This is a genomic window from Salinicola lusitanus (assembly GCF_038648475.1).
GTDB classification, from domain to species: Bacteria; Pseudomonadota; Gammaproteobacteria; order Pseudomonadales; family Halomonadaceae; genus Salinicola; species Salinicola lusitanus.
This window is the reverse complement of sequence record NZ_CP151919.1, coordinates 4,023,956-4,048,300: the sequence shown is the minus strand read 5'-3', so window position 1 is coordinate 4,048,300 and position 24,345 is coordinate 4,023,956. Positions and strand designations below refer to the sequence as shown.

The window sequence follows — 24,345 nt, the reverse complement described above, 5'->3', positions numbered from 1 at the left end:
TGGCAAATCCCTGGCTTTATCGGAACGATAGCGCCAGGTTATTAAACGTCCTTTTTTCATATCCAATAATCGTAGCTCCAGCGCCTTCACGCCCCGCGACTTATTGCGTAAAGTGATCGACATCATGTTTTTTATGCCGTTTTGAAGATTCTGGAAGCCACGAGGTTGCTCATGAAGCTCCAACAGTTGCGCTACGTATGGGAAGTGACACGGCATCAGCTCAATGTCTCGGCAACCGCTCAGAGCCTGTTCACGTCACAACCTGGAATTTCCAAGCAGATTCGACTGTTGGAAGACGAGCTAGGGGTAGAGATATTCGCGCGCAGCGGCAAGCATCTGACACGCGTCACGCCGGCAGGGGAGGCGATCGTCGAGCTGGCCGGCAAGGTACTGCGCACGGTCGATGACATCAAGCACGTCGCTCAGGAGCACAGCGACGAACGCCGCGGCAGTCTGGCGATTGCCACGACGCATACGCAGGCGCGTTACGTGCTGCCCAGCGTGATCGGCGAATTCCGTCAGAAGTACCCGGATGTCGCCCTTCACATGCAGCAGGGAACGCCCAAGCAGATCGCCCAGATGGTGAGCGAGGGGACGGCGGATTTCGCGATCTGTACCGAGTCGCTCGAGCTGTTCAACGATCTCGTGCTGCTACCGTGCTATCGCTGGAATCGCTGTGTCCTGGTACCCGAGGGGCACCCTCTGGCGAGCGGTGAATTGACACTCGAACGGGTGGCCGAGCACCCGCTGGTAACCTATGTCTTCGGTTTTACCGGTCGCTCCCAGCTCGACGACGCCTTCAAGTCCCGGGATCTGACGCCCAACGTCGTCCTTACCGCAGCCGATTCCGACGTGATCAAGACCTACGTGCGGCTGGGTCTTGGCATCGGCATTGTCGCCCACATGGCGGTCGATCCGGTGGCCGACAGCGATCTCGTGGCGGTGGATGCCTCGCATCTGTTCGAGAGCTCCACCACCAAGATCGGCATTCGTCGCGGCACCTTCATGCGGACCTACATGTACGACTTCGTCAAACGCATGGCCCCCCACCTGGATCGAGAGACCGTCGAGCGAGCGCTGGCAGCGGGCCCGAGGCACGAGGCCGAGCTGTTCAAGGGAATTCAACTGCCCGTACTTTGAGGGGCGCTTCCCCTGTTTCAGCCTGCCCGAACGTAGAGCGCCCCGCCATCGGCGGGGCGCTCTGCACTATGTACCTGAGTCAATCAGTGCTGCAGGTGCAGCCCACATTCACGCTTGTCCTCGACCTTGGTCGGGTCGAAGTAGTCGAAATTGTTGGGCAGGTCGTGCTGTTGCAGGTACTGGTACATCTGCTTGGCAGTCCAGTGCAGCACGGGCGCCACTTTCAGCAGGCCATCGGCATTGCGCGACAGCGGCTGCATGCGCGAGCGCTCCGGGGTGTCCTCGGCCCTCAGCGCCGTGAACCAGACATCCGGCGCCGTTTCGGCCAGCGCCCGTCGAAATGGTTCCAGCTTGACCTCTTCCGTGAACGCTGCATGCCGTGGGTCGCCGATTTCCGGGGTCGGCCCCTCCACGGACTCCCGATGGGCCCGCGAGCGGTGTGGGTGGTAAATGGTCAGGTTGAGATCGAGCCGCCTGGTCAGCTCCTCGGCGAAGCGGTAGGTCGCGGGCGTGTTGTAGCCGCTGTCCATCCAGATGACGGGGATGTCGGGACGAACGCGGGTGACCAGGTGCAGGATCACGGCCTCGAACGGACGGAAATTGGTGGTGCAGATCGCCTTCTGATCCAGGCCCAGTGCAAACTCGGTGAGGGCCAGAGGATCGTGGCCGATTTCACGATTGAGAGCATCGAGGTCGAACGCCATGGGTGACTCCTTTGGAGGGCTCGCCTGAGTTTCCGACGAGGCGCAGCGAGGATATGTGGGATGGCTGCCACTCTACCAACCCCCTCGAGGCGCCGACCAATACCGTTTGGTTAGGTTTATATATAACCAAATTATCTACATGTCGATGCGAACCGATCTTCTGATTATTAAGCGCCGAGCGAGCGCAGCGCCGAGAGAGGCGTGATGCGTGGCGGCGCGTCCGGCGGCCACTCGACGTGAGCGTCGATGGCGTAGACCTCCCGCAGCCGAGCTGGCGTCAACACCTCCCCCGGCGTTCCGCTGGCGACTTGCCGTCCCGCCTTGATGACCCAGAGATGATCGGCGAAGCGGGCGGCCAGGTTCAGGTCGTGGATGGCCAGAATGACGGTCATCGCTTCCCGGCGCGCCAACCGCTGAAGGTAATCGAGCACCTGCAGTTGATGATGGAGGTCCAAGGCGCTGGTCGGTTCATCGAGCATCAGCAGTGCCGGACGCCGCACGATGGCCTGGGCGATGGCGACGCGCTGACGCTGGCCACCCGACAGTGCGACCAGTTCGCGCTCGGCGAGCGGTTCGAGTTCCAGTGATTTGAGCGCGCGCTCGACGGCCGAGAGCGCCGTGGCGGCAGGCTCTGCCACCTGGGTTCGACGCGCCAGCAGGACGGCCTCGAAGACGCTCAGGGCCGCCTGGGTGCTGGTGTCCTGGGGAAGGTAATAGAGTCGCCGGCTGCGCTGCTCGAGCGATAGTGAATCGAGCCGCTCTTCGGCCAGGAGGATGTGGCCGCAGGCACTCTCGATGCCGGCGATCGCCTTGAGCAGCGTCGACTTCCCCGCGCCGTTGGGTCCGATCAGCGCCGTTATCTCGCCCGGCCTTGCGGTCAGGCCGGAGAGGTCGTGCAGTATCCGGTGTTTCCCCAGCGAACAGTCGAGTCGCTCGATTTGCAGGCTCATCGCCAGTTCTCCTTGCGCGAGCGCAGGATCAGCGAAACGAAGAACGGCAAGCCGATCAGCGCAGTCAGGATGCCGATCGGTAGCAGGATGCCGGGAATGAGCGTCTTCGAGAGGATCGAGGTCACCGAGAGGATCAGTGCGCCGGTCAGCGCGGACATCGGCAGGAAGACGCGTTGATCCTCGCCCACCAGCAGCCGGGCGATATGCGGGCCGACCAGCCCGACGAATCCGATGGTCCCCACGAACGCGACCGCCGTCGCCGACAGCAGCGCGCAGCAGAGCAACATGCGCAAACGCAGCCGGCCGACGTCGATCCCCATGGACTTGGCCTGGGTTTCTCCCAGGCGCAGGGCCGTCAACTGCCATCTGGCCCGAATGAAGATCGGCATGGTGGCGAGCAGGGCCAGGGCGGCCAGGGCGACTTTCCCCCAGCTTGCCTTGTTCAAGCTGCCCAGCGACCAGAACACGAGTTGCTGCAGCGACTCGGCGGAGGCGACGTACTGAAGCATCCCCAGCAAGGCGTTGAAGAAAAACATGATCGCGATACCCATCAGCACCATCGTCTGCACGCTGACCCCCTTCAGCCGGCTCAGCGCCCAGATCATCAGCGACGCGAGCATGGCCAGGGCGAAGGCATTGGCGGTCAGCAGCAGGGTGCCGGCGACGGGCAGGACGCCGAAACCCAGCACGATGGCAAGCGCCGCGCCAAAGCTGGCCGCGGAAGAAATCCCCAGCGTGAAGGGATCGGCGAGAGGATTGTTGAGCAGTGTCTGCATTTCCGCGCCTGCGACGGCAAGACTGGCGCCGACGACGATGGCCATCGTCGCGACCGGCAGTCGGATCTCCCAGACCACCACCTGCAGCACGCGGGAAGCCTCCGACGGCATCGCCAGGGTCTTCACTACGTCGAGTAGCGGGTAGGCGCCTGGCCCGGTGCCGATGTCGATCAGTAGCGACGTCAACGTGGCCATCGCGGTCAGCGCGATCAGCCAGTGCTGACCACGCCGGCGGGAGAGGTAGCGATCGACCGTGGTCTGCGGTGCACTGGCGCGGGGCGAGATCGTCGTGGCTTTCAAGGTGGCTTCATTGTTGGAAGATGGCGTCGGGGAGCGTAAACCAACGGGATGCTATTGGGAATCGTTCTCGGCCTGGTGGCGATCCGTCAGCGCCTGCATCAGCCTCCCGATCTTGGCGAGGGTCTCCCGGTATTCGGCTTCTTCGTCCGAATCCGCGACCAGTCCACCGCCGCCCCAGATGTGCAGGGTATCGCCGTCGGCGACGACGGTGCGTATCGCGATCGAGGTATCCAGATGGCCACGTCGGTCGAGATAGCCCAGGCTGCCGCAGTAGACGCTACGCTGGCTGGGCTCGAGCTCGTCGATGATCTGCATCGCGCGACGCTTGGGGGCGCCGGTGATCGAACCGCCGGGGAAAGCGGCAGCCAGCAGAGCCAGCGGTTGTGCAGGGCTTGCCAGTTCACCGCAAACCACGCTGACCAGATGATGGACATTGGCGTAGCTCTCCAGGCTGCAGAGTTGCGGGACCTTGACGCTGCCGGGGCGGCAGACGCGGCCCAGATCGTTGCGCAGCAGATCGACGATCATGACGTTCTCGGCACGATCCTTGGCGCTCTGCTGGAGCTCCTCTGCCAGCCGCCGGTCCTCGTCGGGGGTCGAGCCGCGGGGTCGAGTCCCCTTGATCGGCCGAGTCTCGACCTGACCGTCGACGACGCCGATGAATCGCTCGGGCGACAGCGAGAGAATGGCCTTGTCGTCCCAGGCGAGGTAGCCGCCGTAGGGCGTGGGCGTGGCGCGGCGAAGGCGGCGATACGCCTGCCAGGTGCTGCCCTCGAAGCGGGCGGTGAAGCGCTGCGCCAGATTGATCTGATAGCAGTCGCCGGCGTGCAGATAGTCGATGACGCGCTGAAAGCGTCTGGCATAGCCGGCGCGATCGATATCGCCGACGAATGGGCCGGTCAGGGCGAAGTCCGGCCGGCTCGGCGTCGCGACCTCGTGCAGCCAACGCATTACCTGCTGGCGGCGTTCGGCGGTCGCGACCAGCCAGCTACGCTGCGCTTCATGATCCTGGATCAGCGCCCAGTCGTAGAGTCCGAGCCTTGCCGAAGGCAGCTTTGGCCCCGGGCGACGATCGACGCGCAATGACGGATGGCCACTCGGATCGCGCGCGGAAGCCAGGGAATAACTCCAGTGACCGATCAGCCCACCGAGAAAGGGCAGGGGGGCAGTTCTGGCGGCGAGGTCGGCCGGCAGGTGGGGTAGCCATTCGGCTTCGGCGTGATCCAGGAGGGCTCGTTGAGCCGCGAACGGCTCGTCCGGCAGGCGTATCGATGGCTCACATCGTACTTGGCCGTCATCGATGGTCAGCGTCGCCAACGGGTCACTGCTGAGAATGTCGAAGCGGCCACCCGGAGCGTCGGGACGGCCGCTGTCCAGCAGCACGGCCCCAGGACGACGATGCAGGTGCTCGAAGAGCGGGCCCGGGTCGGGGGTGTAGGGGAAATCGGCTATCTCGAGCCAGGGTCTCGCGCCAGCCATGAACACCTTTTCCTGACGAATGAACGGCGACTCGGCATCGGCAGCCGCATCTCGGGTTATCGGCAGCAAATGCCGGCCGGCAAGTTTATCGAGAGTCTCGGTGATGAGCGAGGGCTTTGCGCACCCAGCTAACGGCTGCGATTCGACATCGGCAAGGAGGGGAAGGGGACCGACCAGCGTCGGTAGATCCTGGGTAGAAACACTTGATTGTCGACAATATTAGGGATTCTGTTTCCTGAGGTCCGACTAAAGTGCCATATATTGCGCAATTATTACGTTGCCGGGAGGAAAAGTGCCACCTATGATAGGCGTAAGCCCTTTCATTGTTAACAACTTAATGTCTCGATTCCCTACCGATAACCATCAGATCGACACCGAGCTGCCAGCGGTTCGCACCCTGGCCGAGCGGGTGTTTCATCAGCTTCAGCGCGCGATCGTCCGCGGCGAGCTGCCTCCCGGCACCCGTATCACCGAGCCGGAGCTCTCCGCTCACTACGGTATCTCCCGCGGGCCCTTGCGGGAAGCCATGCGGCGGCTGGAAACCTATCGGCTGATCGAGCGCGTGCCGCACGTCGGCGCGCGGGTCGTCAAGCTTTCGATGGACGAGTTGCTGGAGCTGTTCGACGTGCGCGAGGCGCTGGAGAGCATGGCCGCGAGGCTGGCGGCGACGTCGATGACGGCCGAGGAGATCGCGGGCCTGCGCAGCGTTCTCGCCTTTCATGAGCGGCAGGAGGACCTGGCCAGTGGCGAGGCCTACTACCAGCGGGAAGGCGATCTCGACTTCCATTACCGCATCGTGCAGGGCAGCCACAATCGCATGCTGATGACGCTGCTGTGCGATGACCTTTATTACCTGGTGCGGCTCTATCGGACGCAGTTCAGCGCCAAGGGTTCCCGGCCGCAACGCGCCTTCGTCGAGCATCATCGCATCGTCGATGCGATCGAGGCGGGTGACGCCGAGCTCGCCGAGCTGCTGATGCGTCGCCACGTCAGCGCTTCCCGCGAAAACGTCGCCGCCCACTACGCGCAAACGCTGGTGGAAGAACCGGCCTCTTCTTCCCAGACCTCGAGGATCGAATCATGACGTCGCTCACCCCCGGTGCACGCTTTCGGAAGGCGTTGGCCGCCCATCATCCGCTACCCATCGTCGGTGCCATCAATGCCTACAGTGCGATGATGGCCCAGGCGGTGGGTCACCACGCCCTCTACCTCTCCGGTGGCGGTGTCGCCAATGCCTCCCACGGTCTTCCGGATCTGGGCATGACCACGCTCAATGACGTGGTCGAAGACGCTCGTCGCATCACCGCGGCTGCCGAATTGCCTCTGCTGGTGGATATCGATACCGGTTGGGGCGGGGCTCTCAATATCGCCCGCACGATTCGAGAAATGGAGCGGGCCGGCGTGGCGGCCGTTCATCTCGAGGATCAGGTGGCGCAGAAACGCTGCGGGCACCGCCCCAACAAGGAGATCGTTTCGCAGGCGGAGATGGTCGACCGTGTCAAGGCTGCCGTCGATGCCCGACACGATGCGGATTTCTACCTGGTTGCGCGCACCGATGCCTTCCAGAAAGAGGGCCTTGCCGCCGCCGTGGAGCGGGCCAATGCCTGTGTCGAGGCGGGCGCCGACGCCATTTTTGCCGAGGCGGTCCATACCCTGGATGACTACCGGGCGTTCTGCGAGGGCGTCGACGCACCCATCCTGGCCAATATCACCGAGTTCGGTGCCACGCCGCTGTTCACCCAGCAAGAGCTGGCGGAAGTCGGCTGCCGGATGGTGCTCTATCCGCTATCCGCGTTTCGCGCGATGAATGCGGCTGCGTTGACAGTGTATCGGGACATCCATGCCAAGGGACACCAGCGGGACGTCGTGGAGCTGATGCAGACGCGGGACGAACTCTACGAGTTTCTCGACTATCACGCCTATGAACGCAAACTCGATGCGCTTTTTGCGAAGGAAAGCGATCGAGGCGAGTAATAGACAAGGAGGCTTTCATGGCAGAGATGACGAAGAGTACCGGCTTGCGGGGCCAGAGCGCGGGCACCACCGAACTGTGCACGGTCGGAAAAAGCGGTTCGGGACTGACCTATCGCGGCTACGACATCCAGACGCTGGCGGAAAACGCGCGTTTCGAGGAGGTCGCCTATCTACTGCTGAAGGGCACGCTGCCCAACCAGTCGCAGTTGGACGACTACATCGCCCTGCTCCAGCATTCCCGCTCGCTGCCAGAGCCCTTGAAGAGAGTGCTGGAGCAGATCCCGTCGGATGCCCATCCGATGGATGTATTGCGCACCGGCACTTCGATGCTGGGTAACCTGGAGACCGAGCAGCGCATGGAGGATCAGCAGCGCCACGCCGATCGATTGCTGGCCGTCATGCCGTCGATGCTCAACTACTGGTATCGCTACTCTCATCATGGCGAACGCATCGAGACCGAAACGGACGACGTCTCCGTTGGCGGTCATTTTCTGCATCTGCTGCACGGCAAGCCGGCTTCGGACCTGCATGCCAGGGTGATGAATGTCTCGCTGATTCTCTACGCCGAGCACGAGTTCAACGCCTCGACGTTCACGGCACGGGTCTGTGCCTCCACGCTCTCCGATCTGCACAGCTGCGTCACCGGTGCGATTGGCTCGCTGCGCGGGCCGCTGCATGGTGGGGCCAACGAAGCGGCCATGGAGATGATCAGCCGCTGGTCGACGCCGGACGAAGCGGAGCGGCGCCTGCTCGAGATGCTGGAGCGCAAGGAAAAGGTCATGGGTTTCGGTCATGCCATCTATCGCGAGTCCGACCCGCGCAGCGCGATCATCCAGCAGTGGGCGAAACGGTTGGCGGACGACGTGGGCGATACGCATCTCTATGCCGTATCCGAGCGTGTCGAGGCAGTCATGAAAAGGGAGAAGAAGCTGTTCCCCAACGCTGACTTCTATCATGCCAGCGCTTACCACTTCATGGGCATTCCGACGAAGCTGTTCACGCCTATCTTCGTCTGTTCGCGGTTGACCGGGTGGTGCGGGCACATCTTCGAACAGCGCGCCAATAACCGCATCATCCGGCCCAGTGCCGATTACGTCGGCCCGGAAAGACGCGATTGGGTGCCGATCGAGCAGCGCCGGTAACCGCGGCTTCGAGCCATGCGCCATTGATCAACGACAATCCAAGGAAACCTCATGAGCGCCAACGTCGATTTCAACCAGCGCCCTGACTACGATCCGGAGCTTCAGGCCATCGCGGACTATGTGCTCGATTATCGAGTCGACAGTCGGGAGGCGCTGGAGACGGCCCGGCATTGCCTATTGGATACGCTCGGTTGCGGATTGCTGGCATTGCGCTTCCCGGAGTGCACCAAGCATCTTGGGCCGTTGGTGGAGGGGACCGTCGTTCCCAACGGGGCTCGTGTGCCCGGGACCCAGCTTCGGCTCGATCCGGTGAAAGCGGCCTGGGATATCGGCTGCATCATTCGGTGGCTGGACTACAACGATACCTGGCTGGCAGCGGAATGGGGCCATCCGTCGGACAATCTGGGCGGCATCCTGGCGGTTGCCGACCATCTCTCTCAGCAGCGCGTGGCGAAGGGCGAGACGCCGCTGACCCTGCGCCACGTGCTCGAAGCGATGATCATGGCCCATGAGATACAGGGTGTCCTGGCACTGGAGAACTCGTTCAACCGAGTAGGGCTCGATCACGTCATCCTGGTGAAGGTGGCATCGACCGCCGTCGTAGCCAAGTTGATGGGCGCCAATCGTGAGCAGCTGCTTTCGGCACTGTCGCATGCGTTCGTCGACGGACAGAGCCTCCGCACCTACCGTCATGCCCCCAACGCCGGATCGCGCAAGAGCTGGGCGGCAGGAGACGCGACCTCCCGAGCGGTAAGGCTGGCCGACATCGCCATGCGGGGTGAGATGGGCATCCCTGGCGTGCTCACTGCGCCGCAATGGGGCTTCTACGACGTCGCTTTCAGCAAGACCAACAAGGATCAACGGATCAAGCCGGAGGCGGAGCGGAGATTCCGCGTGTCGCAGGCTTATGGCAGCTACGTCATGGAGAACGTGCTGTTCAAGATCAGCTTTCCGGCGGAGTTCCACGCGCAGACAGCGGCTGAGGCTGCGGTGATGCTGCACCCGCAGGTGCGTGATCGTCTCGATGAGATCGAGCGTATCGTCGTCACCACCCATGAGTCGGCCATACGGATCATCTCCAAGGTAGGCGAGCTCGCCAATCCGGCCGATCGTGACCACTGTCTGCAGTACATGATCGCGGTGCCGCTGGCGTTCGGTAATCTGACTGCCGAGCACTACGAGGACGATTTTCATCTTGCGCATCCGATCATCGATCTCCTGCGCGACAAGATGGAGGTCGTCGAAGACGAGCGGTATAGCCGCGAGTATCATCAAGCGGACAAGCGCTCCATTGCCAACGCGGTCCAGGTCTTCTTCAACGATGGAACCTGCACCGAGCTTGTGGAGGTGGAGTATCCCCTGGGACATCGGCGACGTCGGGAAGAGGGAATCCCGCAGCTCAAGGAAAAGCTCCGCCACAATCTGGCAACCCGTTTTCCGGTGCAGCGCTGTGAGCAGATCTTCGAGCTGTACGAAGACGGAGAAAGGTTCGACTCGACGCCGGTGGATGCGTTCCTGGATCTCTGGGTGATCTAGAGACAGATGCACGGGTGGGTGACGGTTTGATGACGCGCAGTCGAAATTTTGGGATTTTTGTTTCCCGACGCTTGCCAAGTGCCGCGGAGAATCGTAAAGTACGCATCCGCTGCCGCCGAGAGAGGTTTTCGGAGGCGGTGAAGAAGAAAGCCAAGCAGTTGATTTGATTGAAATAATCGGTTGACGCGAGGCAGGGGAGACAGGCAGAATGCTCCCGCTTCTTGGCAAGGATCGGCGCCGACAGCAACACGCGACGCCAAGCAGGATTCGACAAAAAAGACGTTGACATCCTCGCCTCGATCCTTAAAATACGCCACTCCTTACGGCGGCCCAGAAAACAAGCGCTGACAAGCACTTGGATTCGAAACGGCAAAGTAAGGCGCTCTTTAACAATCGATCAGGTAATTGATGTGGGCGCTTGTTCTCGCGTGACAGCCAGTCACGACATATCGAGGCAAGCGACTCGTCAAGATTCGTTTGACCTTGAACCAAGTTTGGTCCGCTTTTTTCCTTCGGGAGAAGTAAGGACTATCAGACTTTAAACTGAAGAGTTTGATCATGGCTCAGATTGAACGCTGGCGGCAGGCCTAACACATGCAAGTCGAGCGGCAGCACGGGGAGCTTGCTCCCTGGTGGCGAGCGGCGGACGGGTGAGTAATGCATAGGAATCTGCCCGGTAGTGGGGGATAACGTGGGGAAACCCACGCTAATACCGCATACGTCCTACGGGAGAAAGCGGAGGATCTTCGGACTTCGCGCTATCGGATGAGCCTATGTCGGATTAGCTAGTTGGTAAGGTAACGGCTTACCAAGGCGACGATCCGTAGCTGGTCTGAGAGGATGATCAGCCACACTGGGACTGAGACACGGCCCAGACTCCTACGGGAGGCAGCAGTGGGGAATATTGGACAATGGGCGAAAGCCTGATCCAGCCATGCCGCGTGTGTGAAGAAGGCTTTCGGGTTGTAAAGCACTTTCAGCGAGGAAGAAAGCCTCTGGGTTAATACCCCAGAGGAAGGACATCACTCGCAGAAGAAGCACCGGCTAACTCCGTGCCAGCAGCCGCGGTAATACGGAGGGTGCGAGCGTTAATCGGAATTACTGGGCGTAAAGCGCGCGTAGGTGGCTTGGCACGCCGGTTGTGAAAGCCCCGGGCTCAACCTGGGAACGGCATCCGGAACGGCCAGGCTAGAGTGCAGGAGAGGAAGGTAGAATTCCCGGTGTAGCGGTGAAATGCGTAGAGATCGGGAGGAATACCAGTGGCGAAGGCGGCCTTCTGGCCTGACACTGACACTGAGGTGCGAAAGCGTGGGTAGCAAACAGGATTAGATACCCTGGTAGTCCACGCCGTAAACGATGTCGACTAGCCGTTGGGACCTTTAAGGACTTAGTGGCGCAGTTAACGCGATAAGTCGACCGCCTGGGGAGTACGGCCGCAAGGTTAAAACTCAAATGAATTGACGGGGGCCCGCACAAGCGGTGGAGCATGTGGTTTAATTCGATGCAACGCGAAGAACCTTACCTACCCTTGACATCCAGAGAACTTTCCAGAGATGGATTGGTGCCTTCGGGAACTCTGAGACAGGTGCTGCATGGCTGTCGTCAGCTCGTGTTGTGAAATGTTGGGTTAAGTCCCGTAACGAGCGCAACCCTTGTCCTTATTTGCCAGCGATTCGGTCGGGAACTCTAAGGAGACTGCCGGTGACAAACCGGAGGAAGGTGGGGACGACGTCAAGTCATCATGGCCCTTACGGGTAGGGCTACACACGTGCTACAATGGCCGGTACAAAGGGTTGCGAGACCGCGAGGTGGAGCGAATCCCAGAAAGCCGGCCTCAGTCCGGATCGGAGTCTGCAACTCGACTCCGTGAAGTCGGAATCGCTAGTAATCGTGAATCAGAATGTCACGGTGAATACGTTCCCGGGCCTTGTACACACCGCCCGTCACACCATGGGAGTGGACTGCACCAGAAGTGGTTAGCTTAACCTTCGGGAGAGCGATCACCACGGTGTGGTTCATGACTGGGGTGAAGTCGTAACAAGGTAGCCGTAGGGGAACCTGCGGCTGGATCACCTCCTTAAACGACCAGCTTCACGTGGTTCAAGCGTCCACAATCAATTACCTGATCGGCCAAGAGCAATGACTGTTTGGGTCACGGACCCAGTGGTAAGCCGGGTCTGTAGCTCAGTTGGTTAGAGCGCACCCCTGATAAGGGTGAGGTCGGCAGTTCGAGTCTGCCCAGACCCACCAAATTTTGCCGAATACGGCGTTGCTTTTTCCCTCGTGTAGCAGGCTACACGTCGGCAAAAAGCGCCTTGTCTTCGACAAAATTGCATTTGTCGGGGCCATAGCTCAGCTGGGAGAGCGCCTGCCTTGCACGCAGGAGGTCAGCGGTTCGATCCCGCTTGGCTCCACCATGTCTTTCCTGAGAAATCGCACCACACAGTCATTGAGTTCTAAGCCATCCGCTTCGTCGCGTCATACGCCGGCAAAGTCGATCGCTTAGAGCTTCTGCTCTAAACGCTCTTTAACAATTTGGATCATGCTGACAGTTCTTCTCGCAAGAGAAGAACGAAAGTGATACGTCTCAAGCGTATCCGGCAATTGTCGTTAGACTAATCGCACGACCAGACTCCTTCGGGTTATATGGTCAAGCGATTAAGCGCACACGGTGGATGCCTTGGCAGCCAGAGGCGATGAAGGACGTTGTAGCCTGCGAAAAGGTTCGGTGAGGTGGCAAACAACCTGCGACCCGGACATGTCCGAATGGGGAAACCCACCCAGCACAAGCTGGGTATCCCACACTGAATCCATAGGTGTTGGGAAGCGAACCGGGAGAACTGAAACATCTAAGTACCCCGAGGAAAAGAAATCAACCGAGATTCCCCCAGTAGCGGCGAGCGAACGGGGAGTAGCCCTTAAGCATGTGACTGGTTAGACGAACGCGCCTGGAAAGGCCGGCCATAGTGGGTGATAGCCCCGTAGTCGAAAACCTGAATGTGTGAAATCGAGTAGGTCGGGGCACGTGAAACCCTGACTGAACATGGGGGGACCATCCTCCAAGGCTAAATACTCCTGGCTGACCGATAGTGAACCAGTACCGTGAGGGAAAGGCGAAAAGAACCCCGGAGAGGGGAGTGAAATAGATCCTGAAACCGTGTGCGTACAAGCAGTGGGAGCCGACTTGTTCGGTGACCGCGTACCTTTTGTATAATGGGTCAGCGACTTATATTCAGTGGCGAGCTTAACCGTATAGGGGAGGCGTAGAGAAATCGAGTCTTAACTGGGCGACCAGTCGCTGGATATAGACCCGAAACCGGGCGATCTATCCATGGCCAGGGTGAAGATTGAGTAACATCAATTGGAGGCCCGAACCCAAGTATGTTGAAAAATGCTGGGATGAGCTGTGGATCGGAGTGAAAGGCTAATCAAGCTCGGAGATAGCTGGTTCTCCTCGAAAGCTATTTAGGTAGCGCCTCACGTATTACCGCCGGGGGTAGAGCACTGTTTCGGCTAGGGGCCCATCCCGGGTTACCAACCCGAGGCAAACTCCGAATACCGGTGAGTAGAGCGTGGGAGACACACGGCGGGTGCTAACGTCCGTCGTGAAAAGGGAAACAACCCAGACCGTCAGCTAAGGCCCCCAAATTCTGGTTAAGTGGGAAACGATGTGGGAAGGCATAGACAGCTAGGAGGTTGGCTTAGAAGCAGCCATCCTTTAAAGAAAGCGTAATAGCTCACTAGTCGAGTCGGCCTGCGCGGAAGATGTAACGGGGCTCAAACCAGATGCCGAAGCTACGGGTTCATCCTCTGGATGAGCGGTAGAGGAGCGTCGTGTAAGTCTGTGAAGGTGTGTTGAGAAGCATGCTGGAGATATCACGAGTGCGAATGCTGACATGAGTAACGACAAGGGGAGTGAAAAACTCCCCCGCCGGAAGACCAAGGTTTTCTGTTCTATGTTAATCAGAGCAGAGTGAGTCGGCCCCTAAGGCGAGGCTGAAAAGCGTAGTCGATGGGAAACGGGTCAATATTCCCGTACCGGATGTGGTTGCGATGGGGGGACGAAGAAGGCTAGGTGAGCCAGGCGTTGGTTGTCCTGGTGAAAGTCAGTAGGCTGAGGACTTAGGCAAATCCGGGTCCTTAAGGCCGAGAGACGAGACGAACGGACTACGGTCCGGAAGTCATCGATGCCACGCTTCCAGGAAAAGCCTCTAAGCTTCAGATCACATGCGACCGTACCCCAAACCGACACAGGTGGTCAGGGTGAGAATCCCAAGGCGCTTGAGAGAACTCGGGTGAAGGAACTAGGCAAAATGGCACCGTAACTTCGGGAGAAGGTGCGCCGGCTTAGGGTGAAGGACTTCGCGTCCCGAGCTCGAACCGGTCGAAGATACCAGGTGGCTGCAACTGTTTATTAAAAACACAGCACTCTGCTAACGCGTAAGCGGACGTATAGGGTGTGACGCCTGCCCGGTGCCGGAAGGTTAATTGATGGTGTTAGCCGTAAGGCGAAGCTCTTGATCGAAGCCCCGGTAAACGGCGGCCGTAACTATAACGGTCCTAAGGTAGCGAAATTCCTTGTCGGGTAAGTTCCGACCTGCACGAATGGCGTAATGATGGCCACGCTGTCTCCACCCGAGACTCAGTGAAATTGAAATCGCAGTGAAGATGCTGTGTACCCGCGGCTAGACGGAAAGACCCCGTGAACCTTTACTATAGCTTCACACTGGACGCTGATGTTGCTTGTGTAGGATAGCTGGGAGGCTTGGAAACCCGGACGCCAGTTCGGGTGGAGCCAACCTTGAAATACCAGCCTGGCATCATTGGCGTTCTAACTTGGCACCGTGATCCGGTGTGAGGACAGTGTGTGGTGGGTAGTTTGACTGGGGCGGTCTCCTCCGAAAGCGTAACGGAGGAGCACGAAGGTACCCTCAGCACGGTTGGAAATCGTGCATTGAGTGCAAGAGCATAAGGGTGCTTAACTGCGAGACAGACACGTCGAGCAGGTACGAAAGTAGGTTCTAGTGATCCGGTGGTTCTGTATGGAAGGGCCATCGCTCAACGGATAAAAGGTACTCCGGGGATAACAGGCTGATACCGCCCAAGAGTTCACATCGACGGCGGTGTTTGGCACCTCGATGTCGGCTCATCACATCCTGGGGCTGAAGTCGGTCCCAAGGGTATGGCTGTTCGCCATTTAAAGTGGTACGCGAGCTGGGTTTAGAACGTCGTGAGACAGTTCGGTCCCTATCTGCCGTGGGCGTTGGAGATTTGAGAAGTGCTGCTCCTAGTACGAGAGGACCGGAGTGGACGCACCTCTGGTGTTCCGGTTGTCACGCCAGTGGCATCGCCGGGTAGCTATGTGCGGACGGGATAACCGCTGAAGGCATCTAAGCGGGAAGCCTCCTTCAAGATGAGATCTCCCTGAGACTTCGAGTCTCCTAAAGGGTCCAGCAAGACTAGCTGGTTGATAGGCACGGTGTGGAAGCGCTGCAAGGCGTTGAGCTAACGTGTACTAATGCCCCGTGAGGCTTGACCATATAACCCCAAGGGGTTTTGGAAAGAGGCGTTGTGGCGAAAGCCGGGACGCGAAGTCGAGCGATTAGTACGACAATGACTGGATACGCGGGCCGAGAAAGAGCCGGCCAAACGAGACGTAGCCGTCAGCATGATCCGAATCAGTTGAAGCGATGCGAGGAAAAGATCGCTTCAGCGTCAGTTTTGCCTGACGACCATAGCGAGTGGGAACCACCTGATCCATGCCGAACTCAGAAGTGAAACCGCTTAGCGCCGATGGTAGTGTGGGGTCTCCCCATGTGAGAGTAGGTCATCGTCAGGCTTCTATACCCAACCCCAGCTTCGAAAGAGGCTGGGGTTTTTTTATGCTGGATTGATGTCGAGCAAGTATCAGGAGCGAGGTGGTTGTGAATCGAGTGCCCAATGAGTGGCTGCTGTATTGCCGAGCCGGTTTCGAGCCGGATCTCGCGGCCGAGGTCACGCAGCGCGCTTCCGAAATCGGCGAGTTCGGGCAGGTGGTCATGGCAGAGACCAATAGCGGTTTCATCCGCTGGCAAAGCCATGACTTTCAGCCCGCGAATAATATCCATCGCGAGCTGCCGCTGAGGTCACTGGTGTTCGCGCGACAGTCACTCGTCGCGTTCGAGCCGCTCGCCCTCTCTCGCGAGGACCGAATCTCGCCCATTGCGAACCTGGTCAAGGAGAGCGGCTGGAATTTCGAGTCGATCTGGCACGAGACCCCGGATACCAACGACGGCAAGGCGCTCGGGCGCTTGGCGAAGTCACTCAGTCGGCCGCTGGAGAGTGCGCTGAAGCGGGGCGGCGGCCTGCGCCGCAAGGCCGGCGGACGAAGGCTGCATCTGTTCTGGCTGGCCGGCAATTCGATCCAGGTGGGGATCAGCTTTCCGGGCAATCGGAGTGATCATCCGGGCGGGATCCTGCGCCTCCGCCATCCGGCCGATGCGCCGAGCCGCTCGACGCTCAAGCTCGAGGAAGCCTGGCATACCTTCGTGCCGAAAGAGGCCTGGGAAGCGCGTCTGCACGACGGCATGCAGGCCGTGGACCTGGGCGCAGCGCCGGGTGGCTGGACCTACCAACTGGTGCGGCGCGGAATGTTCGTGTATGCCATCGACAACGGCCCCATGGCGCCAGGATTGATGGCGACGGGGCAGGTCGAGCATCTGCGCGAAGACGGCTTTGTCTGGGAGCCGCCGTACCGGCTCGACTGGCTGGTATGCGATATCGTCGACAAGCCGATGCGAGTGATCGACATGGTCGAACGCTGGCTGATCAAGCGCTGGTGTCGCGAGGCGATCTTCAACCTCAAGCTGCCGATGAAGAAAAGGTGGGACGAGGTTCGGCGCTGTCTGATACGACTCGAGAATGCGTTGAAGGCGGCGGGCGTGAGCGCTAGCATCGCCTGTCGCCACCTGTATCATGACCGTGAAGAGGTCACCGTCCATGTGAGACTGGATGGATGAACGACGATAGCTTGCGCGAGGCAATCATGAACGACGCTAGGCTCCAGCAAGGGGAAATACTGGATACACGGGGGCTCTACTGTCCGGAGCCGATCATGCTGATGCACAACAAGGTGCGTGACATGGCTACCGGTGACATTCTGGAAGTGCTTGCCACCGATCCCGCGACGACCCGCGACATCCCCAAGTTCTGCAGCTTTTTGGGGCATCGACTCGTCGACCAGAGTCAGGATGGCGACGAATACCGCTATCGCATCCAACTGGGATGAGATAGCGGTAGGGCAGGCCGGTCAGCCGCTTTCCCCTGATCGAGTCAGTTCCCCGGCATCACCATCAGTGCCAGCGCCTCCAGTGTATCCGGGTCTTCGTTTCGGATACGGTTGGCGATATTGCGCTGGAAGAAGTAGAGCGTGCGGTGGCGGCTTCGACCGGGATAGAGGCAGTCGTCCCCCAGCAGAACGGGAAATGACGTGGCCCGTGTGTCGTCGGCCAGCATCGCATCGACTGCCCCATTGCTGTAGAGATGCCACCCGAAGATCTGCTTGAGCTGCCAGGGCTTGCCATCCTCGTCCATGCACAGTGCGTGGGTGCCCTGGGTTTCCGGCAGTTGCTGAGTCAGCGAGACGTCCTGGGTTTCCTCATAATCGAAATAGGCCGCCGCATGCTCCAGCTCGGCAACTTTGTGCTCGGGCGCATCGTGGAATATCTCGTGGGTCTCGGGGTCGCGATAGCCGACGAAATGACCATATTCGGGATCGTCCAGCTCGTGGCAAGGCGCCAGCGATTCCATCCAGGGCACCAGGCCGACGACTTCGTCGTCTTCACGCAGGCCCCACGCCAGCAGCGGCAGGCCGTATAGCGTATCCGGGTCGGAGGCGAGGAAGTAGAGCATCTCCAGACCGTCGAGTTCGGGCGATAGCCGGACCAACCGCTTCCTGGCTCTCAGCCGATGCCTCATGGTTTCCAGATCGATGATCTGCGCGGATCGAGGGGAAAGTGGGACACCCATGGCTACCCTCCTGGTCGGCAATGTCTCGGCTTGAGGCATGACGCCAGTATTAGCATAGCCATGAAGGACATGTTAAGCCCCGCGATAGACTCAATGACGATAATTTCAGCTTTTCGCCAATCGGCGGCTGCCGACACGCCGTAGCCGCCAGGCAAGGAGTCCCGCTGCTGTCGTCAAGCCCGCGTTGAGTCCGATCCAGTAGCCATAGATTCCCAGTGCGTCGAACACACCCTCCATGCCGCGCCCCAGCAGATGGCCGCACCCCAGGCCGACGAGCCAGTAGGAGAACAGCGTGATGCCCATCACCACTCGGGTGTCCTTGTAGCCACGCAGGGCGCCAGCCAGGTTGACCTGGAGCGAATCCGAGATCTGAAACAGCATGGCCAGCAGAATCAGTGACATGGCCAGGGTGCGCACGTCGGCGTTGCTGGTGTAGAGCGACACCGCCGGCGCCGCCAGTAGCCAGATCAGCGCACTGTTGAGCAGCGCCAGCGCCAGGCCGACGCCGACACCGTTCCAGGCCACGAAGCGTGCCTCGGCGGCATCGCCCGCCCCGAGCCGGTTGCTGACCCTGACGGTCAGGGCCATGCTCAACGACAGCGGTAGCATGAACAGTATCGACGTGACGTTGAGGGCGATCTGGTGCGCCGCCACGGTGATCTCGCCGAGGTAGGCGACCAGCAGCGTGATCACGGTAAATAGTGTGACCTCGAAGAAGATGGCCAGGCCGATCGGAAGGCCGATATACAAAAGCTCCGCGATATCCTGTCGACGCGGCGGGGTCGGGGAGGCCCATAGAACCACCGGGGCATAGGCACGGCTGCGAGTGGTGTACCAGATCATTCCCAGGCACATGGCCCACATCGATATGGCGGTCGCGATACCACAGCCGAATGCGCCCAATGCGGGTAGCCGCTGCAGGAAAAGAGGGATCTCGTTGCCGAATAGCCCGACCAGCCCCGGGCCACCATAGATCAACAGAAAATTGCCGGGGATATTGACCGCCAGGCCGACGAGGCTGATCCACAGCGCCGGCCGGGTGTGATGCATGCCGTCGGAGAACGCTCGCAGCGCCTGGTATATCGCGATGGCAGGGATGCCGAAGGCCGCGGCATTCAGGTAGGCGGTAGCCAGGCTGGCGACATCGGCGGGAATCTGCATCAGGCGAAAAATGACGCTGGCGCCCAGCGTCATGGCCAGAGCGCTGAGAACTCCCAAAAATAGCGCCACCCAGAGCGCCTGGTGGACCTTGCCACGGACCTGATCGTGGCTTCCGGCGCCCATTCGATGAGCCACGATGGGAGTGAGCCCCATCAAGGTTCCGGTCATCAGCAGCATCAGCGGCACCCACAAGCTGGCGCCGACGGAGACCGCCGCCAGATCGATGGCGCTGGCTCGGCCCGACATGATGACATCCGAGGCGCTCATGCCTGCCTGAGCCAGTTGCGCGCCGCAGATCGGCAGGCTCAGACGCACGAGGCTTCCGGTTTCTCGGCGGCAGCGGTGAAAACGGCTGACGGTCGACGACACGGGGTGCTCCTTGACCGAACGGACAGGGCGGCGATTCTAGCAGGAGTCGCGGGGGAGCGCTCGGCGGCAGGTGTGAACTTACGTATACTCCGGCGCAGTTCCGGAGGCCCTGATGACACATGACATCGAAGACCTGATCGCGCTGTTCGACGGCATCTTTGCCGATAGCCACCATACTCGACTGGTGCGTGGCGAAGACGAACCCATCTATCTGCCGGCCGATGCCTGTCACGAATATCATCGGATCGTCTTCGCCCACGGCTTTTTCGCCAGCGCACTGCATGAAATCAGCCACTGGTGCATCGCCGGTGAGGCACGACGACAGCTCGAGGATTACGGCTACTGGTACGAGCCCGACGGACGGGATGCCGAGCGACAGGCCGACTTCGAGCGTGTCGAGACCGCGCCCCAGGCACTCGAGTCACTACTCAGCGCCGCGTGTGGCAAGCCGTTCGAGGTCAGTGTCGACAATCTCGATGGGGTCGAAGTGGACCGGGAGGCGTTCAGTGCGAAGGTGGCGGCGAGGGTGGCACGGTATCGAAGCGAGGGGATCCCCCGGCGAGCGCAGGCACTCATCGATGCGCTCGCCATCTTCTACCGCGAGGAGGGTGGACTTCAGACAGCCATCGCCGCGGGACGGCGACGGCTGGAGGCGGGAGGCGCTATGCGTCGCGTTGGACCAGACGCTGATGAAGATAGAGCATGACCTGGACTTCGTGCTCCGGGCGCAGGGGCTCCAGTCCCATCTCCCCGAACAGTTCGCTGCGAGCCCGTGACCAGTCACCCGCATCGAGCTCCGGGTAAAGATTCGCCGCCGGGGCAAGCTCGACGAAGGGATCGACACCGAAATCGTCGAACATCAGCGACAGCGCGGCTTCATCGTCCTGAACGCCCGCCGTGTAGAGCGTCTCGCTGAAATGGTCGTTCTCCAGCTCCCTGAGCACGTCCAGCGGGCTGATGCCAAGATGTCGAAGTTCGTCCAGATCGTAGCCACCGAGGGACAACAGTTCGTCGTTCAGCCATTCATCGTCCGGCTGAATCAGGGTGTGCTTGATCTGACCGTTGGGTAGCGCCCAGGCGATGGCCAATGGCAGCGAATTGTCGTCGCCGGTCTCGACGGCGATGAATCCTGGGTAGTCGGTCATTTGCCAGCGTCCTCGTTCAGCCGAAAGAAGCGCTTGGCCGTCAGCGTGGTTCGGTGTGCCAAATCGGCTTCACTCTCGCCGCGCCAGTGAGCCAGTTCTCTGACTATCCAAGGTAGCAGAGCCGGCTCGTGGCGGCGCCCCTTTATCTTTGCCGGCAGATTGCGCGGCAGCAGATAGGGGCAGTCGGTCTCCACCATCAGCCGCTCGGCGGGGATGTCGGCAACGAACTCACGGAGATGATGACCACGGCGTTCGTCGCTGAGCCAGCCGGTCTGGCCGATGTGCAGGTCCAGGTCGAGATAGCCGTGGAGCGTCTCTCTATCTCCAGTGAAACAGTGGACCACGGCATCGCTGAGGCGGTCTCGCCAGTCACTCAGGATCTCCAGCATGCGCCGGCCGGCGTCGCGCTCGTGAAGAAAGACCGGCAGGCCCGACTCCGCCGCCAGTGCGAGTTGCGCTTCCAGGGCGCGCTCCTGGTCCGCCGGCGAGGAAAAGTTGCGGTGGAAATCGAGACCGCACTCTCCCACGGCGACGACTGATTCGTGGCGATGGAGATGGCGCATGGCTTGCTCCAGCTCGGGACACCAATCGGAGGCATGATGAGGGTGCAGGCCGGCCGTCGAATGAAGGCCGGGGAACCGGGTCGCCAGCCGAGACGCCCTGGTGGCGCCGTCGAGGTCCGCACCGGTGATCACCAGGGTCGTGACATTGGCGTGGGCCGCCCGCGCCAGCGTCGCCTCGAGGTCCTGTTCGAAGCTCTCGTGGGTCAGGTTGGCACCGATATCGACCAGCGGTGACGGCGAGGTGATGCGTAGCGCTTCCGGCAGAGGGGATTCGACGCCGGCGGTTTGCTGCTGTGGCGTGTCGCTCACGCGGCACTCCTTTCAGTCGAGGGGAAGATTATCGGCACACATTGTAAAGCGCCCGGGGCCAAGGGCGAAGCGTGCGCCAATCCATTTCGGCGAGCGCGGGCTGGCAAGGTACAATACGGGCCGACGACAGGTTCAGCCAGAATAGCCACCGGGCTACCCACTTCCGTCATTTCGAAGACTCACGATCGCGAGGTTCCACGTGGCTCTGCTACGCCTTGAACAACTGCAACTGGCCTACGGCCACCATACGCTTCTCGATGGCGCGGACCTGGAGATCGAGAAAGGAGAGCGCCTGGCACTGGTGGGTCGAAACGGTACCGGCAAGTCCACCCTCCTGAAACTGATCTCGGGCGACAATCAGGCCGATGATGGCCATATCTGGCGTGCCCCGGGGCTCAAGATCGGGGTGCTCGAGCAGACCCTGCCGGATGCCGACGAGGCGACGATCTTCGAAGTCGTCGCCCAGGGGCTGCCCGAAACCGGGGAACTGCTGGCCGAGTATCATCGGCTGGTAGCGATGGCCGAACCGGACATGCGACGCCTGGAGACGTTGCAGACACGGCTGGAAGCGCAGGATGGCTGGTCCTTTCACCAGCGCATCGATACCGTCCTGACACGTCTTGGCCTGCCTGCCGACGCCATGATGAGCGGTCTCTCGGGTGGCTGGCGCCGCCGCGTGGCGCTGGCACGGGCGATGGTCTCGGGGCCCGACCTGCTGTTGCTCGACGAGCCCACCAACCATCTCGACATCGATACCATCACTTGGCTCGAGGAGCAGCTGCTGGCATTCGATGGGGCGGTGCTGTTCATTACCCACGACCGCGCCTTCCTGTCGAAGCTGGCGACCACCATTCTGGAGCTCGATCGCGGCCGGCTGGGGCGTTATCCCGGTGACTACGCCACCTATCAGGCCCAGAAGGCGCACGAGCTGGAGGTCGAGGCGCGCGAGCGGGCGGAGTTCGACAAGAAGCTGGCCCAGGAAGAGACCTGGATTCGCCAAGGGATCAAGGCGCGCCGCACCCGTAACGAGGGGCGTGTGCGAGCGCTCGAGAAGATGCGCAACGAGCGTTCCCAGCGTCGTGAACGCCAAGGCAAGGCATCGTTTCAGGTGGACAGCGGCGAGCGTAGCGGCAAGCGTGTCGTCGAGCTGCAGCATGTGACGCAGTATTACGCCGATGCCTGCATTATTCGCGATCTCTCGCTGGAGATTCAGCGCGGCGACCGTATCGGGCTGATCGGTCGCAATGGCGCCGGCAAGACGACGCTGCTCAAGATCCTGCTGGGCGAGCTCGAACCGAGCGAGGGCGGCGTGAGAATGGGCACCAACCTTGCGGTTGCCTATTTCGACCAGTTGCGGGCCGGGCTCGAGCCGAACAAGAGTGTCTATGACAACGTCGCCCAGGGCAGCGACAAGGTGACGGTCGCGGGCAAGGACAAGCACGTCATCAGCTACCTGCAGGATTTCCTGTTCACGCCCGAGCGCGCAAGGCAGCCGGTCAAGGCATTGTCCGGCGGAGAGTCCAATCGTCTGCTGCTGGCCAAGCTCTTCACCCAGCCGGCCAACGTGCTGGTCCTCGACGAGCCGACCAACGACCTCGATGTGGAGACGCTCGAGCTGCTGGAGGAGTTGCTGCTCGATTTCGAGGGAACGCTACTGCTCGTCTCCCACGACCGCGCCTTCATGGACAATGTCGTCACCGACGTACTGGCTTTCGAGGGCGACGGCGTCGTGCGCAGCTACGTGGGCGGTTATAGCGATTGGGTGCGCCAGGGTGGCCGGCTCCCGCCGGCGCCCTGGGAGCTGGCCGAGGCCCGCAAGGCCCAGCAGAAACTGGCCGAGCGCCAGGCTACCCCGAACCAGTCGGCGGAGAAGGCCGACGGCGACAAGCGTCGCCAGAAACTTTCCTACAAGCTGCAGCGCGAGCTGGATACGCTGCCCGCCACGATCGAGACGCTGGAGGCAAGGATTGCCGACTTCGAGTCCAGGATGGGAGCGCCGGACTTCTATCAGCAGGATAGTGAGACAGTGAGTCAGGCCATCGAAGCGCTGTCGGAGACCCAGGCGGAGCTGGATCGGGCCATGGAGCGGTGGATGGAGCTGGAAGCGATGGCGGAAGGCAGCGATTGACGGCTTGGCAGAGCGTCGGCTCACCGCCCGCCGTGGGCGGGCGGTGAGCCGGAGGCATCGGCCTTACTCTTCGGTTTCACCATCCTTGCCGACGCGGACCGCCAGCACGTCGCACTCGGCGCCGTGCAGCACGCCGGTGGACGTCGATCCCAGCAGCAGGGCGAAGCCGTGGCGGCCGTGGGAACCCACGACGATCAGGTCCACGTCGTGGTCCTTGGCGAAGCGCTGGATCTCGGTGTCCGGCATCCCGACCACGATATGCTGATCCTCCCGTGGGATGTCGTAAGGGTCCGAGATATCGGCCAGACGCTGTGTCGCATGTTCGTCGAGCTGGTCCTGAATGCTCGTCAGGTCCATGGGGATGTCGCCACCATAGGCGAACCCCAGAGGCTCCAGCGTATGGATGATCGAGAGCTTGGCCTGGTTGCGGCGTGCGATGGGAATCGCTCGCTCCAGGACCTTGTGCGAATCCTTGGTCAGATCCACGGCAACCAGCACGTGATGGTATTCGTTGCTCATCGGGTAATCCCCCGTCCGGCGAATGAACATGGATAACTGTAAGCGTGCCTCATGAACGGCACAACGCTATTTTCGGCAACGCCTTGCGGTCAGGCGCCGCAGCCGATCATCAGACATGCGTTGGCGTGGTGCAACACGATGTC

General features: G+C 60.9%; 18 protein-coding genes, 2 tRNA genes and 3 rRNA genes. 14 read left to right on the top strand and 9 right to left on the bottom strand.

From position 1 onward, the window contains the following. Window positions 1-171 precede the first annotated feature (171 nt). Window positions 172-1,140 (top strand): HTH-type transcriptional regulator CysB, encoded by a 969-nt coding sequence (gene cysB / locus AAGT95_RS18290; RefSeq protein ID WP_342594726.1) that lies wholly within the window; start codon window positions 172-174, stop codon window positions 1,138-1,140. An 83-nt stretch (window positions 1,141-1,223) separates the two neighbouring features. On the opposite strand, the gene AAGT95_RS18285 is transcribed toward cysB, so the two are convergent. The 4 genes from AAGT95_RS18285 to pabB all read right to left on the bottom strand — a co-directional run bounded on the left by AAGT95_RS18285 (window position 1,224) and on the right by pabB (window position 5,349). After that, window positions 1,224-1,844 carry a phosphoadenosine phosphosulfate reductase family protein gene (locus AAGT95_RS18285; RefSeq protein ID WP_110602435.1) on the bottom strand — a complete coding sequence of 207 codons (621 nt, stop codon included), beginning with the start codon at window positions 1,842-1,844 and terminating at the stop codon, window positions 1,224-1,226. A gap of 167 nt (window positions 1,845-2,011) precedes the next feature. Further along, window positions 2,012-2,794, bottom strand: a complete 783-nt coding sequence (locus AAGT95_RS18280) for an ABC transporter ATP-binding protein (protein WP_342594725.1) — start codon at window positions 2,792-2,794, stop codon at window positions 2,012-2,014. Next, a complete protein-coding gene (locus tag AAGT95_RS18275) occupies window positions 2,791-3,870 on the bottom strand; it encodes an iron ABC transporter permease (protein WP_342594724.1) in 1,080 nt (359 codons plus the stop codon). The genes AAGT95_RS18280 and AAGT95_RS18275 overlap by 4 nt, the downstream gene beginning before the upstream one ends. A 51-nt stretch (window positions 3,871-3,921) precedes the next feature. Further along, the gene (gene pabB / locus AAGT95_RS18270) at window positions 3,922-5,349 is read right to left on the bottom strand and encodes an aminodeoxychorismate synthase component I (RefSeq protein WP_342594723.1); all 1,428 of its coding nucleotides are present in this window, start codon (window positions 5,347-5,349) and stop codon (window positions 3,922-3,924) included. 337 nt (window positions 5,350-5,686) lie between these two features. Between pabB and AAGT95_RS18265 the strand changes: the two genes are divergently transcribed. The 11 genes from AAGT95_RS18265 to tusA all read left to right on the top strand — a co-directional run bounded on the left by AAGT95_RS18265 (window position 5,687) and on the right by tusA (window position 17,268). Continuing rightward, window positions 5,687-6,433: a GntR family transcriptional regulator gene (locus AAGT95_RS18265; RefSeq protein WP_342594722.1), complete on the top strand. Its 747-nt coding sequence runs from the start codon at window positions 5,687-5,689 to the stop codon at window positions 6,431-6,433. Further along, window positions 6,430-7,323, top strand: coding sequence for a methylisocitrate lyase (gene prpB / locus AAGT95_RS18260; protein WP_342594721.1), 894 nt, complete (start codon window positions 6,430-6,432; stop codon window positions 7,321-7,323). Before AAGT95_RS18265 ends, prpB begins: the two co-directional genes overlap by 4 nt. A gap of 17 nt (window positions 7,324-7,340) precedes the next feature. Next, a complete protein-coding gene (gene prpC / locus AAGT95_RS18255; protein ID WP_342594720.1) occupies window positions 7,341-8,465 on the top strand; it encodes a bifunctional 2-methylcitrate synthase/citrate synthase in 1,125 nt (374 codons plus the stop codon). Window positions 8,466-8,516: 51 nt separating this feature from the next. Continuing rightward, on the top strand, window positions 8,517-10,001 hold the full coding sequence (gene prpD, locus AAGT95_RS18250) for a 2-methylcitrate dehydratase (RefSeq protein ID WP_342594719.1): 1,485 nt from the start codon (window positions 8,517-8,519) through the stop codon (window positions 9,999-10,001). A 540-nt stretch (window positions 10,002-10,541) separates the two neighbouring features. Continuing rightward, window positions 10,542-12,081: ribosomal RNA gene (locus AAGT95_RS18245) — 16S ribosomal RNA — on the top strand. Window positions 12,082-12,174: 93 nt separating this feature from the next. Then, window positions 12,175-12,251: transfer RNA gene (locus AAGT95_RS18240), tRNA-Ile, on the top strand. A 91-nt stretch (window positions 12,252-12,342) separates the two neighbouring features. After that, window positions 12,343-12,418: transfer RNA gene (locus AAGT95_RS18235), tRNA-Ala, on the top strand. A 231-nt stretch (window positions 12,419-12,649) separates the two neighbouring features. Next, window positions 12,650-15,541: ribosomal RNA gene (locus AAGT95_RS18230) — 23S ribosomal RNA — on the top strand. Between the two features lie 184 nt (window positions 15,542-15,725). Next, window positions 15,726-15,840: ribosomal RNA gene (gene rrf, locus AAGT95_RS18225) — 5S ribosomal RNA — on the top strand. Together the 16S, 23S and 5S rRNA genes with 2 tRNA genes alongside form the textbook arrangement of a ribosomal RNA operon. 79 nt (window positions 15,841-15,919) lie before the next feature. After that, window positions 15,920-16,999 (top strand): 23S rRNA (cytidine(2498)-2'-O)-methyltransferase RlmM, encoded by a 1,080-nt coding sequence (gene rlmM / locus AAGT95_RS18220; protein ID WP_425356033.1) that lies wholly within the window; start codon window positions 15,920-15,922, stop codon window positions 16,997-16,999. 26 nt (window positions 17,000-17,025) lie between these two features. Further along, on the top strand, window positions 17,026-17,268 hold the full coding sequence (gene tusA / locus AAGT95_RS18215) for a sulfurtransferase TusA (RefSeq protein WP_110600366.1): 243 nt from the start codon (window positions 17,026-17,028) through the stop codon (window positions 17,266-17,268). A gap of 44 nt (window positions 17,269-17,312) precedes the next feature. Here the strand turns inward: tusA and AAGT95_RS18210 are convergent, their stop codons facing one another. Both AAGT95_RS18210 and AAGT95_RS18205 read right to left on the bottom strand, forming a co-directional pair. After that, window positions 17,313-18,008 carry a hypothetical protein gene (locus AAGT95_RS18210; protein ID WP_342594717.1) on the bottom strand — a complete coding sequence of 232 codons (696 nt, stop codon included), beginning with the start codon at window positions 18,006-18,008 and terminating at the stop codon, window positions 17,313-17,315. 105 nt (window positions 18,009-18,113) lie between these two features. Next, on the bottom strand, window positions 18,114-19,538 hold the full coding sequence (locus tag AAGT95_RS18205) for an MATE family efflux transporter (RefSeq protein WP_342594716.1): 1,425 nt from the start codon (window positions 19,536-19,538) through the stop codon (window positions 18,114-18,116). 112 nt (window positions 19,539-19,650) lie between these two features. Here AAGT95_RS18205 and AAGT95_RS18200 point away from each other — a divergent pair, with 112 nt between their 5' ends. Continuing rightward, entirely contained in the window at window positions 19,651-20,244 is a 594-nt protein-coding gene (locus AAGT95_RS18200; protein ID WP_342594715.1) for an elongation factor P hydroxylase, read from the top strand. On the opposite strand, the gene AAGT95_RS18195 is transcribed toward AAGT95_RS18200, so the two are convergent. Then, window positions 20,201-20,683, bottom strand: a complete 483-nt coding sequence (locus AAGT95_RS18195; RefSeq protein WP_110599050.1) for a hypothetical protein — start codon at window positions 20,681-20,683, stop codon at window positions 20,201-20,203. The genes AAGT95_RS18200 and AAGT95_RS18195 overlap by 44 nt on opposite strands. After that, window positions 20,680-21,555 carry a TatD family hydrolase gene (locus AAGT95_RS18190; RefSeq protein WP_342594714.1) on the bottom strand — a complete coding sequence of 292 codons (876 nt, stop codon included), beginning with the start codon at window positions 21,553-21,555 and terminating at the stop codon, window positions 20,680-20,682. The genes AAGT95_RS18195 and AAGT95_RS18190 overlap by 4 nt, the downstream gene beginning before the upstream one ends. Before the next feature lie 199 nt (window positions 21,556-21,754). On the opposite strand from AAGT95_RS18190, the gene AAGT95_RS18185 reads away from it, so the two are divergent. Further along, window positions 21,755-23,683: an ATP-binding cassette domain-containing protein gene (locus AAGT95_RS18185; protein WP_342594713.1), complete on the top strand. Its 1,929-nt coding sequence runs from the start codon at window positions 21,755-21,757 to the stop codon at window positions 23,681-23,683. Window positions 23,684-23,746: 63 nt separating this feature from the next. Here AAGT95_RS18185 and AAGT95_RS18180 read toward each other — a convergent pair whose 3' ends face one another. After that, a complete protein-coding gene (locus tag AAGT95_RS18180; RefSeq protein ID WP_110599056.1) occupies window positions 23,747-24,202 on the bottom strand; it encodes a universal stress protein in 456 nt (151 codons plus the stop codon). Window positions 24,203-24,345 lie beyond the last annotated feature (143 nt).